Below are 15,427 nucleotides of genomic sequence, written 5' to 3'. Positions count from 1 at the left end.
CCCCATCCCCCCCTTCCTCCATCTCCCCCCCTCCCCCCCTCCCCCATCGCCTGTCTCTGGGTGGGAAATTCGATAGATCAAGTGCAGGGCGATCGCCATGCTCATATCTTTTTGCTGTATGTTGTGAATGAACATCGGCGACGCGGTATTGGTAAAGCTTTGATGCAATATGTAGAAAATTGGGCGCTCACAAGAGGCGATCGCCAAATTGCTTTGCAAGTCTTTAAGTCAAATCAACCTGCATTAAATCTTTACAATCAATTGGGTTATCAAACCCAGTCTCTATGGATGGTAAAATCTCTAGATTCTAAGAAAATTTAACGGCTTTGTTATAGAAAAATGTATAATTTAACGGATACATATCAGGCTTTAACTTATTAGGATTGGGGGTTATTTGTTGATCCCGATCGCGGCTACAAATGAAATGAAATATGTATGACGAAGACGACTTAAGCCTACTCGATGCCGAGGTGGAGCTAGAAAGCCCTCTAGATCAAATAGAGCCACTAACTGCCGAATCAGTTGTGGCAAAGCCTGATCCAGATTTGATGCTAGCCCTCCTGGAAAACCCCCAACCGCAGCAACGGATGCTAGCGGCAAGAGTTTTTTGTGACATTGAAGACACCAGGGCTACCCCGCATCTAATTCGCCTTTTAACTGATACCTGCCCATTAGTGCGGGTGAGTGCAGCTTATGGTATTGGACGCAATCCCAATCGAGATGCCGTTGAACCTTTAATTGCTCAACTAAACCGCGATTGGAATGGCTATGTACGTAAAGGAGTAGTTTGGGCTTTAGGAAACTGCCGCGATCGCCGTTCTTTAGCGCCTTTAGCAGACGCCTTGAGAACCGATATTTCCGCAGTCCGATTATGGGCAGCTACTGCCTTAGCGCGGATGGCAGAAGTCAGTTATGAGGCATCTGTCGGGGCGATACCACCATTAATTGAAGCCCTAGTACAAGATCCCATAGCCGCAGTCCGAAGCAACAGCGCTTGGGCGATCGGGCAGTTGTGCCGTGAATTACCTTCTAACGTTGTTTATGCCACAGCCATCGATGCCTTAATTCAGGCTTTTGCCGAAGATACAGATTTAGGAGTGCGGGAAGACTCTAAAGCCTCGCTTTTAGGCGTAGGCGATCCGCGTGGCTTACAGTTAATTGAAACCCTAGAACAAGAAGGATGGTTTTGATTTGTGCATAGGGTATGGGGGATGGAAAGAATCCTATGGGAGTTCGTAGATTACTTTCAAAGAACTTGTTTAATTCCCAATACCCTATGCCCTATGCCCTATTCAGTTACGGACTTAACTAAATTGAGATCGTAAGGACGTTCCGTATCATCTTCACCCAAATACTCACCATTTTGAATTTCTAGAATAACTAGGGGAATATGTCCGGGATTTTCTACCTGATGCAATGTTGCGGAAGGCACATAAGTGGACTCATTGCGATTCAGTAATATTTCTTCATCTCCACAAGTCACCTTGGCAACACCGGAGACGACAACCCAATGTTCATTACGGTGATAATGAATTTGTGGTTTAATACTGTGCCTGGGCTTGATTTCAACCCGACTAATTCTGTAGGCTTCTCCTTCTTCTATAACCTCGACATTACCCCAGTAACGTGTACCTGAGTGTGAAGATTCATCAAGATTCGACTGGGAAGTATTTTCATTCTGAGTCATAAGTAAATCTCTCAACTAGATAAGTATCAGTATTTTTTATTATTCCCCAATTCCCTTAAAGGGAGTTGGGGGAGTAGGGAATTAGGAGTCAAAAGTCAGCAATTCCCTTGTATCCCATTCTCCGTATGCCGACTTTGTTTGTGTGCCCCTCAAATCGGGGACTTCAGTCGTCGGGAAATGAAGCTAAATTATGGCACAACCGTAAATTTTACAGTATAGCTATAGTTACCGGCTCGCAGAGAACGACCTCTATCTATAGCAAAATCAATCGTTAAAGGAGTGGTTCCCGCAGGTACAGCCAAGGGAGCATCACCATTTTTAGTAGAACTACCAGAGGGAATTGTCACGGTAGCAACAGCAGATACCGGGGTGAATTCTGGTCCGGCAACTTGAATTGGTGCAGATACACTTATATTTGCAGATTGACTACAAGTAACATCAATTTTAGTCGGAGAACCACCAGCAGAAGCCAAGGTGATTAATTTTTTTGGTAGAGTACCACCATTCGTAACTAACTGACCAGGAGTAGCTTGAGAGAAAGTGCATAAAGGTTCAGAAGCGATCGCACTTTTGAATAGAGTTAAATTAAAAGTAATAATTATAAGCGAGATAAATAGCGATCGGCGAATCATTTTGCTTTTACTTTCCTTTATAAATATCTACCTATCAAAATTTGTTTAGTCTTTTACTACTAAGGAGATGCGGTGAGAGTTACTGTAAAGCTATATTTTCCAGCAGAAATTTTATTACTTCCGTTATCTGCTTTCATATTGACTATAATTTTTCCCTCTTCAGTCTCTGCTGGTATAGTACCGATAGAAGCGTTATAACTAGTAACATTTATATTAGGCAGGTTGGTGCTAGTTGCTGTTGCGGTTAGCTGTGTATCTGAAAATTTTGTTGTACCAGTTCCAATAATATTTTGTTTAGGCGTAGAAATAGTAAGAGTAGCAGCATCATTGCAATCTATTAACACACTTGCAGGTGTTCCACCATTTGCACTCTGGAGAATAGTACCGCCAGAATTAAGAATCAACTCTCCTGGCACAGCGTTATAAAAAGTACAGTTCCCTGTAACTGTACCACGAGCACCAGCATCTTCAGCATCAGCTCTGGTGGCAAAGGTGGCTGTACTTGCAAATATAAAAGCTGAACTGATTAACAAGTGACGAATCATGCTTGAATATCCATGTATATTCGGACAAGATATCAACCGTTATAGGTTAACTTCTATTTACAAGCTTTGTGTTGAGTGAATTAACGGATTTTTATTCACAGGCTATCTATGGGAATCATTTAGATATTCTTAACACTAATAAAAACCTACCTACCGTCGTAGAGACGTTCGGTCTGAAACGTCTCTACAATATGTGTGATTTCGCGTAAATTATATTACACAATTGACACATAATCAACTGTGGTATTCAGCGTTAAAACGCTTTTTCGGGCACTAAAGTGCCCACTACAAATATCAAATTTTTCTTTAAAAATTAAATTATTTCAGTATAAAAACGGAAGAAACTCATAAAGTTTAATTGTGCAATTCACAAGAAAGGTTAGATGATTTTAAGTTATTATAGCAGTCTTAAATAAGAGTGTTAACAACAAGATTACCGACTTATTTAAGAATTCAGTAATCTGAACCAATGGATTTTCACAAATCAAATAAGATTGCTATAAATAAAACGCTGCTTAAATTAATCAAACAATTCCAAATCGCTACACAAAATCTTCAGAATAAACATAGTGTAACTACTGAGGCACTGATTTATCTGTCAAGTTGATAATTATTACATAATGGCGATTAATTTTATTTTGATTTATGTGGAAAAAATCAATTTTTTATTTTTCAAAATGTGATGATAGTCATTATTTGCAAACATCAACAATAGACCTATTGCAAAAATTGGTAAACGCCCTGTGAACAGGGGCTTATGGCTGTACAAACAAAGCAGGTACACCCAGGCTCTAGAACCAAAAAATACTTTTGCAACGCCGTTTAATGTTAGATAGAAAATTTACGAACCAAATCGATTTAAAAAAATATGACACTGCAATCAAACAACTATTTAGTAAAATCTGTTTGGCAAGAAGAAAGAGAAATTATCTTTATTGATGCCACCGTTGAAGATTACCAAAGTCTGATAGCTGGGATTAACCCAGATACAAAAGTGGTGATACTAAACCAGATGAAAGATGGGATATCACAAATTACTGATAATTTGCAAGGTGGTAAATATAAGGCTGTTCATATAGTTTCCCACGGCGGTGAGGGAAGTTTGCAGTTGGGGTCAAAGCAACTGAATTCGGGTAATTTGGATATTTATAAAAGTCAGTTGCAACAGTGGAGAAATTACCTGACAGATGATGCTGATATCTTGCTTTATGGTTGCGATGTGGCTGCTGGGAAAACTGGTGTAGGTTTTGTGCAGCAGTTGAGTCAGCTAACGGGTGCAGATGTAGCTGCGTCGGATGATTTGACGGGGAATGCTGCCCTTGGTGGTGATTGGGATTTGGAGGTGAAGACGGGCAAGATTGAGTCAAACGTCGCTTTTACTCCAGAGGTAAGGAATTCTTACCGCTCGATTTTACCTTCGATATACATCAACGAAATTCTCTTCAATCCTCCAGGAGCAGATAGTCCGAATGAATATATAGAATTGCGTGGGACTCCAGGAACTACTATCCCAACTGGAACCTACTTGGTTGGCATCGAGGGAGATTCTGGCTCCTTCAACCCTGGTGATGTTCAGAATATTTTTGATTTATCTGGTAAAACTTTTGGTAGCAATGGGTTTTTGGTTTTATTACAAAAAAGCAATACCTATTCAGTCAACTCAAGTGCAAATAAACTGACTAATAGTGGAACTGGAAACGGGTGGGGAAACGGGGGTACAAGTTCAATCAGTCATAATGGCGATAGCCAAACCGAAATAGAAAATGCATCTGCTAGCTTCCTGTTGATTCAAACTGGCTTTGCACCCAGCCTTAATGATGATATTGACTCAAACGATGATGGCACTCCTGATGCTGGTGTGTATTCAAGTTGGACTGTACTAGATTCAGTTGCTGTGTTGGACGGGAGCAGTGCTACAGACAGAGCATACGGCTCAATTGTGTTTAGAAAAGGTACTAATGGTACTGCTCAATCTGGAGCCACAGTTGTTAATACCTCATTTGAAGCAGGGTATGTAGGACGATGGGGTGACAGTACAGGTTCTGAAGCCACTGATTGGGTAGCTGCCGTAGACAACTTTGGTGGATCTGCACCAAATTGGACATTAGGCACTGGTAGTAATAGTCCATCACCTGGAGTATTTGCTGGTCAAGCCTTAAATCACATTGGGGCAACAAACTTTACTGCGATTCCCCGCAACACCGCACCTACACTAGATAACACAGGGAATCCGACACTCACAGCAATTAATGAGGACATCTCCGATAGTGCCAACGTTGGTACGAGAGTTACCGATTTAATTAGTGGCTTGATTACTGATGCAGATGGAGATCCAAAAGCGATCGCTATTACAGGAGTCAACAACACCAACGGCAAATGGCAGTTGTCTACAAATGGCGGTACAACTTGGACAGACTTTGGTACAGTGTCAGATAACTCAGCCGTTGTACTTGGCGCAATTCCACTTTACACGGATAGACTTGGCACAGCACCTGCCAGTCAGAATTGGTTGTCATTCACCAACGTTTCTGGGGCAAATCAGACCCTCACCCCTAACGGCACAAATTTAAACACCACTGCTAACAACAGCATCTACGCAGGTTACAGCAACTACACAGCATCAACACTGGTAAATTCAAATTTCCCAACCCTCAATCGTACCAGTGGTTACAGCTTATCTTTCAATATGGGACTGGTTGCAGAGTCTCGCACAAATAGCGATCGCGCTGGCTTTAGTGTAATTGCTATTAGCAGCGACGGCACTAAAGGCATTGAATTAGGCTTTCAGCAGCTCTCTCTCACAGGTGGCAACATCTTTGCTCAAGGAGATGGTATCACAGCTAACCCAGGAGGACAGACCAATAGTCTGTTTAAAGCTGCGGAAAATGTCTCTTTCAACACTAATCTAGCAACAAACTATACCTTGTCGGTACAAGGCGATAGCTACCACTTGTTTGCTAACGGTACAGACATTTTGACAGGACCACTGCGGGATTACACAAGATTTACTGGTTCTATCGACCCATATGAAACTCGAAACTTCATTTTTCTTGGTGATGATACCACCTCTGCATCAGGAACATTTAATCTAAAACAGGTTGTTCTACAAACAGATACGCGGGTTCGTTTTGTTCCCAATGCTAACTATAACGGTACATCTGACATTACATTTCGTGCTTGGGACACCACTAATGGCACAGCAAATGGTACTACAGGTGTGAATGCTTCCAACAACGGTGGCACTAGTTCTTTTAGTAATACGAGTGCAAAGGCTACCATCACTGTTAACCCTGTCAACGACGCCCCTGTGGTACAAGCAAACAAAACCATTACGCTGAATGAGGATGCTAGCAATACACCACTAAACATTACCGCACCCACCGATGTTGATGGCGATAGTCTAACTATCACCGTTACTGGGTTGTCCGATGCTAGCAAGGGTAAAGTCTACCTAGCAGATCGTGCTACAGAAGTTATCAATAATCAAAAACTCACCGCTACTGAATTAACAGGATTGGTATTCAGTCCCGTTGCTGATGCTAACGGCAGTGCAGGTACTTTTAGCTACAGCGCAAATGATGGTAAAGTTAACAGCAGCCAAAGTATCACGTTAAACATTAACCCTGTAAACGATCGCCCCATTTTCACTATTGGTGGCAACCAAAGCGTCAAAACAGGTACAGGACAGCAAGCGATCGCTCTTTGGGCAAGCGGCTTTTATGCTGGTGCTGCCAATGAATCAGGGCAAAAAGTTGCAGAGTACATAGTTGAGGTGATCAGCAATTCAGGTGTTGTTCAAGGTACACCGACAATTAATTTAGCTGGTGACTTCATATACACACCTTCGGCAATTGGCACGGCGGAATTCCGAGTTAAAGTCCGCGATGATGGTGGCACTGCAAATGGTGGTTTTGATACTTCCATTTCCACAACGCAAACTTTCAAAATCACCGTCAATCCTACAGCTACTAACTCGATAAACGGGACGCCAAATCCTGATAATTTAACGGGAACAGATCAAAGCGATCGCATTTCCGGTTTAGATAATAACGACACCATTTATGGTGGATTGGGTAGCGATCGCATTTTCGGCAATAATGGTAATGATACCCTTTACGGCGATTTAGGCATAAAATCCGACAATTCGGACATCCAACCAGTCTATGGTCTAACTTTTAGCATGGACGATACTATCGCTGGTGGTGCGGGTAGCGATAAAATTTATGGCAATCTTGGCAATGATAAGCTTTACGGTGATGAGGGAGATGACTTTATCTGGGGTGGTGAGGGCAATGATGAAATCTGGGGCGGTTATGATAATGATACGCTCTCTGGTGGTGCTGGGAAAGATGCTTTTGTCTTAGTCAGAGGTCAGAAAGCAGATATGATCATGGATTTTACAACTGAAGATGTGCTTGGTTGTGCTGGTGCTTTGAGATATAGTTCGTTGATATTTACTAAGCAAAACGGCGATACTTTAATTACTGATAAAAGTACAAACGAACTATTAGCAACCCTCAAAGGCTTTATCGGTAGTGCGAATAATGGAGGTCTCTTTTAAAGCAGTGTTAGGCGTTTCTAGGTTTGTCTTGGGAACGCCTAATTTAGCAAAAGATATTTTCAATACTACCAGAATTCAACGTCAGGTGATTAAACAAAAACTAGTCTGGAAGAACATTTATAAAGATTTACTGGGCAAAATCTTTTTCAGTTTAACTTATCAGCTAGGCAAAGTAGCCTTTACTAGAAGGCTTTTGGTAGTCCCGCTTGTTTCAAAACTGCGTTGGCAGTGTGACGCGACTTTATAGAACTATCTACCACAAACCGATGATTTGTGATTGGACTGTACCAGATTTCATGGTCTCCTTTCCCTTGCCGTTCAAAATAGCAACCTGCTTCTAAGAGAATCTTTTTCAATTCAGAAGTAAAGGATGAACTCATCTATGAAATCACCTCAATCAACTCCTGTCGATGGCTAGTTAACTCGAAGGTGATAGAACTTACATAATCAGAAGGGACGATTTTATTAAGAACGACGAGTTCTGGAATCATTACTCGCAGCTTCTGTGTTAAAGCTTCTATTGTCTCAGCTTCTGTTACTAACCCTGATACGTCTTCACTGGTTGCAACCCAGACTAGAGCTTCTGAATCCCAAAATGCCTCTACTTTGCAGATAAATTGTGTCATTGTCAAGCGTTATGTCGAATTTATTTATCTTTATCTTTATTTAGCAAGGCACTTTGATTTTTTGTTACCAAACTCTCTCTGGTAACATACTTTCATTCTAGCAGGTGGAGTCTACCGGAAGGCATTTTCAACGAGAATAAAAGAAGAGCGCTTCAGCGCTCACTACTTATCTTTATTTTTATCTGGCAAGGCACTTTGATTTACATTAGTAATTACTGCGCGAAATTCTTGATTTTCTAACTGCTGAATATTGATTTCTTGAAAACCGAGGGAAGAATTATCTAATTTCAATGTCATACCACTCACAGGTTTATCGTTAATCAATAAATCGTAAGTGCCTTGTTGCAGTCTTTCTAAATAATAAACTCCAGCGGTGTTGGTAACGGAAAATAACCGCACTTTAGAATATGAAGAAACTGCTTCGACTCTTGCACCATTAATTGGTTTACCTTGAGCATCAGTAATAACTCCAGAAAAGGCGTAAGCACGAGTTAATGGTAGCATTACTGGTGTGTAAGAACCTGCGATGACATCGACAGCATAAGCGTCAGTTTTAGCTTGCCAATCTTCTGGGAAACCTGCGGGATCTAAATCTAAACGATAAGTCCCTGGATTTAAGCGTACCAAAATGCGATCGCTTTGAATATCCGGTTGCAATGACTTGACAACTCGATTGTTAAGCACCAGCAGTGTATCTGCATTTTCTGTATATAATTTCTCACCCGCATCGCGTTTGCCGTTATTATTGTAATCAAAGAACGGCTGAATCAATAAACCGCCTTGGGTACGAAAATAATCAGAACGTCTATCTCCTGGTGTAATACCGCTTTGCAAACCGGCGCTAGAAACTAAATCTATATTAAAACTGGCTTGGTCGGAAGTCACGGATACACCTTGATAACGCGCCCGCAACAAAATACCTGGTAAAATTGTAGTTGATAATGAAGCAACAGGTCCGCTACCCTGAGAACCAATCCCATAACCTAACTGCGCTTCCCAACGATAATTACCATCGCTAGCGCGTTGTGTGGAACGATATCTCCAACCTAAACTAAGTAAGTTATTACTCAAATTTTGACTGCGGGTTTCATAACTTACTAGCAGCGAGTTTCCTAAATTTAAAAAGCTGCTGTTTCTAGATAAATTATAGCTGAATTCTGACAAAGTGCCGATTTCGTTACCGCGTTGATTTAATTCTAATCTGCCGAGACGTTGCAGCCAAGTCCAACGCAAGCGATTTTCGGTATCTAGGCTAATACGGGCGAAGGTAAAAGCGTTTCTACCGCTAAAGTTTAATTGTACACCACCGCCTGTGGCATCGCGGCTATCGGTAGTGGCAAATAAACTCAAACCAGGAAAAAGGCGCCAATCTAAGTTAAAACGATTAGAAAAGCGATCGCTTGTAAATGATGCACTCAAACTCCGAGTCGGATTAAAACGGATATCTGCGTTTACATCCCATTTACTACCGCTGAGTGCAGAAACTGCGACTTCTAAAGGCAAATTTGACGGACGATAAAATATTTCTGCCAAACCTCTGGCGGAATCGTCGTATACTCCACCTACACCGACTGTGAGATTTTCTGATAAACCCCATCTTTGAGCGACTCCACCACGAAAATCAGAAAAGTTGCCCAACAAACTGTTATTTAATTCACGTCGCAAACCACCAGAAAAAACCAACGCCGAAGAACCTGCGGGTAATTGTCCTGGTACAATAGAGTAAGTAGCTTCGCGGATTTCTGGTTGAGCGGTGAGTCGTCCTTCTGGGTAAAGCAAGACACGGTAACTACTGCCATAATATTGATTTTCGCTTTTGACATTTTCAAAGCGGTAAATTCCTGAAGAATCTACTAAAACTTCGCCAATTACGCGATCGCCAAATGCTTCTGCTAACCTGACTAATGTACCCGGTTGAGCCGTACCTGTAATCGTCCTGCCAATTTGTGAAGCCTGCAACCGCAAGCGAGGATCGACAAAACCACCACCAAACAGTTGCGGTGGAGTAAATCCTTGTCGTTGAATATATGTAAAGCCCCAATAATCGCTTGCACCCTGACTGCGCCAAAAAGTCGGCTGGGAACCGAAAATATAATCAGCTTGATTATTTGGTCGATAAAATTGTGCTTCTGCTAATCTCCAACTTGATGCGTCTTGGAAATTTGGCTGATCTGTACGCACAAACCAACTACCACCAAACAGACTACCAACCGCGAGAAAATCTCCTCTGTAACTCGCTCCTGTGCCTTCTGAACCGCTTGTATTAAGTTTTTGTTCAATTGCGCCAAAACTGAAATTACCAGGTGCAATTCGTGGTATACCTTCTAATATAATCGGCGGTTCCGCTTGCCCAATTCTCGAACTGGATTGATTTAGCCAAGGTACATCAAGCTCAATTGCGTAATCGTTGATGTTAAATTTTGCTTTGATGCCAAATAAAGTATCTAAATCTTGAATTGAAAATACTAAGCCTAATTCTGGATCGTTGCGAATTTTTTTTGGGTCGATGCGAGTTACAAGACCAGGCGATCGCACTTCTAATTGACCATCTGGTAAATTTTTTAAGTCTAATTTCAACGCTTGAATCACATCATCAAACGGTAACAGCCAATTATCAAAGTTAATTGCTTGCGTTCCGTCTTCTTGACCCCGGATAATCACACTAGGGTTGACATTCCGTTTACCCACACTCAAACCAACCGGAAATGTACTGAATTCCTTTGTCTTTTTTTCCAATTCAGATTTAACTTCCGGTGTCAGTGTTTCCGGCTTTGGTTGCGTGTTTTCTGCTAAATCAGCAGCAAGGTTATCTCGAAGACCTAACCCCCCAACACCCGAACTGATGAGGGAAGGGGGAGAATCAAAGCCTCTCTCCTCGTAGGAGAGAGGTTTGGAGAGAGGTCTCCACCCCCCAACACCCGAACTGATGAGGGAAGGGGGAGAATCAAAGCCTCTCTCCTCGTAGGAGAGAGGTTTGGAGAGAGGTCTCCACCCCCCAACCCCCTTAAGAGCTAGGGAAGGGGGAGAATCAAAGCCTCTCTCCTCGTAGGAGAGAGGTCTCCACCCCCCAACCCCCTTAAGAGCTAGGGAAGGGGGAGAATCAAAGCCTCTCTCCTCGTAGGAGAGAGGTTTGGAGAGAGGTCTCCCAGATTTAACCGCTTCTCGATATTGAATCAGCCTCTCCCGCAGATCCGCACGACTAGCTTCACTAATCGGCAAACTTTTTAACCTTTCTTCCAAGGAAAGTGAATCGTAGTTCGTGTGATCTGAAATTGCATTCCTAGACTTAATCTCACCCCCCCGTTGGCTTGCGTCAACACTCCCCTCTTCTTTATAAAAAGAGGGGTTATGGGGTGAGGTATTATCTATCTTTCCGTCTGTAACAGTTTCTTCCAAGAAGTCAGGGGTAGGGTTCTTAGCTTTAGCTGGAGTAGCGCAAAAAAGGCAAACCGCAAACGCAGGAAGGTAAAACAGGGGATTTTTCACGCTGACTTTTACCTTCTATTTCTGGTTGGCGATGGGGTAGAATTTCCTCCAGGGACAGTTAAATCCAGCTTGAATGGGAGTTTGCTTTTATCGTTATCTTCACCCCACATCAACTCACCACTTAGTTGATATGTGCCAGGAGAAAGAGCTAATTCATCTTTCTTAGATTGATTTAAAATTAAATTGCGATCGCCATCAGGCACAATACCTGTATCTGGTGATTCTCCAGATTTAACAAGTGTTCCACCTTGTTTGAGAGTCCACTTAATAGATGTGTAGGCAGATGCTTTACCTGTGTTGCGGACTAATATTTGTATCTTCTTTGCCTCTGTATTCCATCTGACACTATCCACCATCAAATTAGGACGCACATCACCTTTACGGACAAAAAACGCGCTACCAACACGAGTAATAATGTTCGTTGTAATTCCATTCCCATTCTTGACAGTATTTTGGTTCAAAGGTTCGGTAAAAATCATTGTCCGATATTCACCACTTGGCAAACTGGGAGCCAAACGAGCATTGAGACGTACTCTTCTAGTTGTTCCCGCTGGGACAACTAGTTCACGGGGTGAAAATTGCAAATATGGTCTTAAATCGGAAGGGCTAGATGGTAAACTTTCAAAACCCTTATCTCGATTGTATGTAAAAGATTCAGCATAGACGCGAGCGCGAAAAGTTTCGTTACTAGTATTTGTAATATTAATAACGCCTTGAGCTTGACCGCGATTTGTTTTAACTTCAATTTTTAATGGTGACAAACTGACTTGTGCTTGACTTGCTCCAGCCCAAAGTAAAGTTGCAGATAATGCCCAGTAACTTAAATGCAAAGCAGTACGAACAGGTGCCGAAATAGCTCCCACCTTTGGAGTTGAAAAGAACATTTTAATTTGATTCTCCTAACAGTTAAATTAACAAGCCTTGACGAATGTAATTCGCCGCTATACAAACGAAGTCCGGATGGTGCGCGGACTCATAAAAATCTGGCTTTTCAGAACCTGGGTCGGTAGGTTTTGTTTGTGTGCAAGATGAACTGCGATTATAATCGTCCGCTGCCAGATATTAGTATGAGTAGATGACCTATGAAAAATTGGCAATTAATAATAAAATAGTGATGAATTAATAGTTAGGAATATTAACTCTTAATTTATAACTTCTCAATTACTAATTAGTCGTTAACAGTGATTCTGTTTTAGCAGTATTTTTAGCAAGTGATAACCGTAGAATCTACAGTATTTATCTGAGTTGATATTAAGCCTAGTTAAATACTCGCTATTTCCATCGAACCCCACCCCGCGTTTAACTTATCCACTAAATTACCCGCAATATAAACACCTCACCCCTAACCCCTCTCCTTAGGAAGGAGAGGGGACAATACGGTTCGGTTAACGTATGTAGAGACTAGCAAGTGCAACGTCTTTACAAGGGTTTTGGGTTCACAAATATTCTTAACCGAACCGTATTGGGAGAGGGGAAATAAAGCATAGCTTTATGGGTGTGAGGTTTTATGGTTATAATGATTAATTTACTCTAGGTAAAATAATTCTTGCGGGGTAATTTTTACGCTTTAAAAATCAAAAGGACGGGTGATATGCCCATCCTACAAAAATATAAATTTTATTAGCAAATATACAAGTCTATGAAAAATTCCCCTCCTCGCACGCAAGAAGGGGTACTTTCACACTATTTATTAGGTTGGGTTGAGGTAATGAAACTCAACAAAATCCTTGAATTTATTGTTAGGTTCTACCCTACTTACTACTATAAAGTAGCGGTAACAGTAACGGTATAGACGTATTGTCCAGGAATGAAGTCAGCAGTATTTGTTGATGTCATCTCTACCATCGCATCTCCTTTATCTGCGTCTTCCAAAGTAGGAGAAGCAGCTGTTTCGGTGGCTGTTTTACCGCTTAAACTCGTGACTTTCGCAGTGTTAGTGAGAATACCAGCAAAGCCACTAGGCATGGTGGTTAGCTCAGGTGTGCTAACCGTAAGTGTTCCTTTGGTACAATCTACACCAACCATTGCAGGTGTTGCGGTAACCAACATTTTCTTGTCAGTAGCACCACTGGGCAAAGCCAGTTCTCCTTGAGTGGAACCTGTAGCAGAGGCAGTTAAATTGCAGGTAGCATTAACAGTTGCAGGGAATGTGACATCTTGAGTAGCAGTCTCAACAGCCTTTGCACTAGAAGCGAAACCAACGACAGAAGCCAACATCAAAGCAGAAACGAATAAAGAACGACGCAACATAGTAAAATCCTCACTTATGTAAATTACTTTTGAAAAGCGATCAATCGAGAAACAACTTAGGCTGCCACATTCAAATTGAGAGCATAATTAAAAATTGCTGTGCAAAATGCAACAGCAGGTTCTACGCGCAACCTAAGATAATCAAGTGATAGTGACATTGCCTTAATTACTTTTGAAGTTGGTTAAATCCAAAGTTGAAAAAACCAACCTTTGCTGTACTATTTGGATGATTTGAATAAGCAAATATCAAGTTAGTCAGCTTTGAGTGAAATTCCTCTCAACCTGGTACTAAGTTAACTAGCAAAAGATACAAAGGAAACAGTGCTAATACGCAAAAAAAACGCAGTGAAATAAACTGCGTCAAAATACTGATTTTCAGCGTATTTATATAAAGTTCTCTTAAAATAAGCTTGAAGCGCTGGAAATCATCAATGTGTAAAAAGCCCGCAGGCTATAAGCCTGGGGCTACAATAACCAAGCCCAACCGACCTGGGCTAATAAATCTTATAGCCCAATACCGTTCAGTTAAGCCCGAAATCCTCTGTAGAGACGCGAAATTTCGCGTCTCTACATGCCGAAATCAATACGAAAAATCCTTAACACCAAGCGTATTGTCTTATAGCCCAGGTCGGTGGGCTTTGTATGTATAGCCGCACCCTTCTAGGGTGTCGGATAAAAATATATACAGCAGATTACATATTATTAAATACACGTAGAGACGTTCCACCGGAACGTCTCTACAGTATGTGTGATTTACCGGACATGATATTTTTGTAATACATTGAAGTTGTGATTTGTCAAGAGAGATTTATGTTAATTCAAGCTATTGACAAATGACGACTACAAAAAAATACAGCTTAATCAAGCGTCTTGATCAAAAAACCTGCTCTAACTTCTGGAAGTCGCGCTGCACTTCTTTGCAAAGAGACTTGTTATTAGGGTCAGTCTTTAGGGCTTTTTTGAGATAAATTCTCGCTTTGAGTAGTTGTTTTTCACCAATTAGCGCTCGTCCCCAAATTTGATAGGCGATCGCTTGCCATTGTCGCACTTCGGCATCTTCAGGTAAACGTTCTGCCAAAGCTTCCGCTAGTGCGATCGCTTGCGGAAACCTTCTTTCTTTCAAAAACCGCTGCAACTGCTCATAAGTCTTCCACTTCAGCCGCTGTTCTATTTCCACCAAGTTAGGCGGCTTTGGTGTCGGCTTTGATGGCGCTTTTGACCTCGGTTTCTCAATAGGCACCGTGACTAAAGGTTCTGGACACGTTGTATGAGTTGACTCAGCCGCTTTTTCTTGCGACTGAGTTGACCGTTGAGCCATTTCCTCTGGCGGTACAACCGTCAAAAGCAACTTGTAAGCCTCTGTCAAAGCAATAAATTTGTCTTGAGCTTTTTTATCACCTGGATTGATATCGGGATGATATTGCTGCGCCAGCCGTCGGTAAGACGTTTTGATGTCAACAAACGAAGCTCCCGACCTTAAACCTAATACACGGTAGCAATCTCCAAAATCCATCTTCAGCCATCAGAAGCAAGAATATCAGCTATCAGCTATTAGCTTAAAGCCTGAAGTATAAATCATAAAGACTAAATTTTTAATTTAAAGTTCACACTTCACAATTTTGGGGGAGTGGGGGAGTGGG

At 41.7% G+C, this 15,427-nt stretch carries 12 protein-coding genes; 3 read left to right on the top strand and 9 right to left on the bottom strand.

Annotation, left to right across the window (positions count from 1 at the left end; translation table 11 throughout):
- On the top strand, positions 1 to 321 hold a 321-nt coding region (locus OGM63_RS03155; RefSeq protein ID WP_263744056.1), incomplete at its 5' end, for a GNAT family N-acetyltransferase.
- Positions 322 to 431: 110 nt separating this feature from the next.
- Entirely contained in the window at positions 432 to 1,190 is a 759-nt protein-coding gene (locus OGM63_RS03150; RefSeq protein ID WP_263744055.1) for a HEAT repeat domain-containing protein, read from the top strand.
- Between the two features lie 98 nt (positions 1,191 to 1,288).
- On the opposite strand, the gene OGM63_RS03145 is transcribed toward OGM63_RS03150, so the two are convergent.
- The 3 genes from OGM63_RS03145 to OGM63_RS03135 form a co-directional block, all read right to left on the bottom strand.
- Positions 1,289 to 1,687 (bottom strand): phosphomannose isomerase type II C-terminal cupin domain, encoded by a 399-nt coding sequence (locus tag OGM63_RS03145; RefSeq protein ID WP_263744054.1) that lies wholly within the window; start codon positions 1,685 to 1,687, stop codon positions 1,289 to 1,291.
- Between the two features lie 188 nt (positions 1,688 to 1,875).
- On the bottom strand, positions 1,876 to 2,319 hold the full coding sequence (locus OGM63_RS03140; RefSeq protein WP_263744053.1) for a hypothetical protein: 444 nt from the start codon (positions 2,317 to 2,319) through the stop codon (positions 1,876 to 1,878).
- A 59-nt stretch (positions 2,320 to 2,378) separates the two neighbouring features.
- Positions 2,379 to 2,864, bottom strand: coding sequence for a hypothetical protein (locus tag OGM63_RS03135; RefSeq protein WP_263744052.1), 486 nt, complete (start codon positions 2,862 to 2,864; stop codon positions 2,379 to 2,381).
- 868 nt (positions 2,865 to 3,732) lie between these two features.
- Between OGM63_RS03135 and OGM63_RS03130 the strand changes: the two genes are divergently transcribed.
- Positions 3,733 to 7,425 (top strand): DUF4347 domain-containing protein, encoded by a 3,693-nt coding sequence (locus tag OGM63_RS03130; protein ID WP_263744051.1) that lies wholly within the window; start codon positions 3,733 to 3,735, stop codon positions 7,423 to 7,425.
- A 182-nt stretch (positions 7,426 to 7,607) separates the two neighbouring features.
- Here the strand turns inward: OGM63_RS03130 and OGM63_RS03125 are convergent, their stop codons facing one another.
- From OGM63_RS03125 to OGM63_RS03100, 6 genes are all read right to left on the bottom strand, one after another.
- Positions 7,608 to 7,805, bottom strand: coding sequence for a type II toxin-antitoxin system HicA family toxin (locus tag OGM63_RS03125; protein ID WP_263744050.1), 198 nt, complete (start codon positions 7,803 to 7,805; stop codon positions 7,608 to 7,610).
- Complete coding sequence (locus OGM63_RS03120) at positions 7,806 to 8,051, bottom strand: DUF1902 domain-containing protein (RefSeq protein WP_263744049.1); 246 nt, start codon at positions 8,049 to 8,051, stop codon at positions 7,806 to 7,808.
- Between the two features lie 162 nt (positions 8,052 to 8,213).
- Positions 8,214 to 11,537, bottom strand: a complete 3,324-nt coding sequence (locus OGM63_RS03115; RefSeq protein ID WP_263744048.1) for a carboxypeptidase-like regulatory domain-containing protein — start codon at positions 11,535 to 11,537, stop codon at positions 8,214 to 8,216.
- An 8-nt stretch (positions 11,538 to 11,545) separates the two neighbouring features.
- Positions 11,546 to 12,421, bottom strand: coding sequence for a fimbrial biogenesis chaperone (locus OGM63_RS03110; protein ID WP_263744047.1), 876 nt, complete (start codon positions 12,419 to 12,421; stop codon positions 11,546 to 11,548).
- A gap of 877 nt (positions 12,422 to 13,298) precedes the next feature.
- A complete protein-coding gene (locus tag OGM63_RS03105) occupies positions 13,299 to 13,787 on the bottom strand; it encodes a hypothetical protein (protein ID WP_263744046.1) in 489 nt (162 codons plus the stop codon).
- An 874-nt stretch (positions 13,788 to 14,661) separates the two neighbouring features.
- Complete coding sequence (locus OGM63_RS03100) at positions 14,662 to 15,300, bottom strand: J domain-containing protein (RefSeq protein WP_263744045.1); 639 nt, start codon at positions 15,298 to 15,300, stop codon at positions 14,662 to 14,664.
- Positions 15,301 to 15,427 lie beyond the last annotated feature (127 nt).

The sequence above is a fragment of the Plectonema radiosum NIES-515 genome, from assembly GCF_025753815.1.
Classification (GTDB): domain Bacteria; phylum Cyanobacteriota; class Cyanobacteriia; order Cyanobacteriales; family Nostocaceae; genus Hassallia; species Hassallia radiosum_A.
This window is presented reverse-complemented; position numbering and strand designations above follow the sequence as displayed.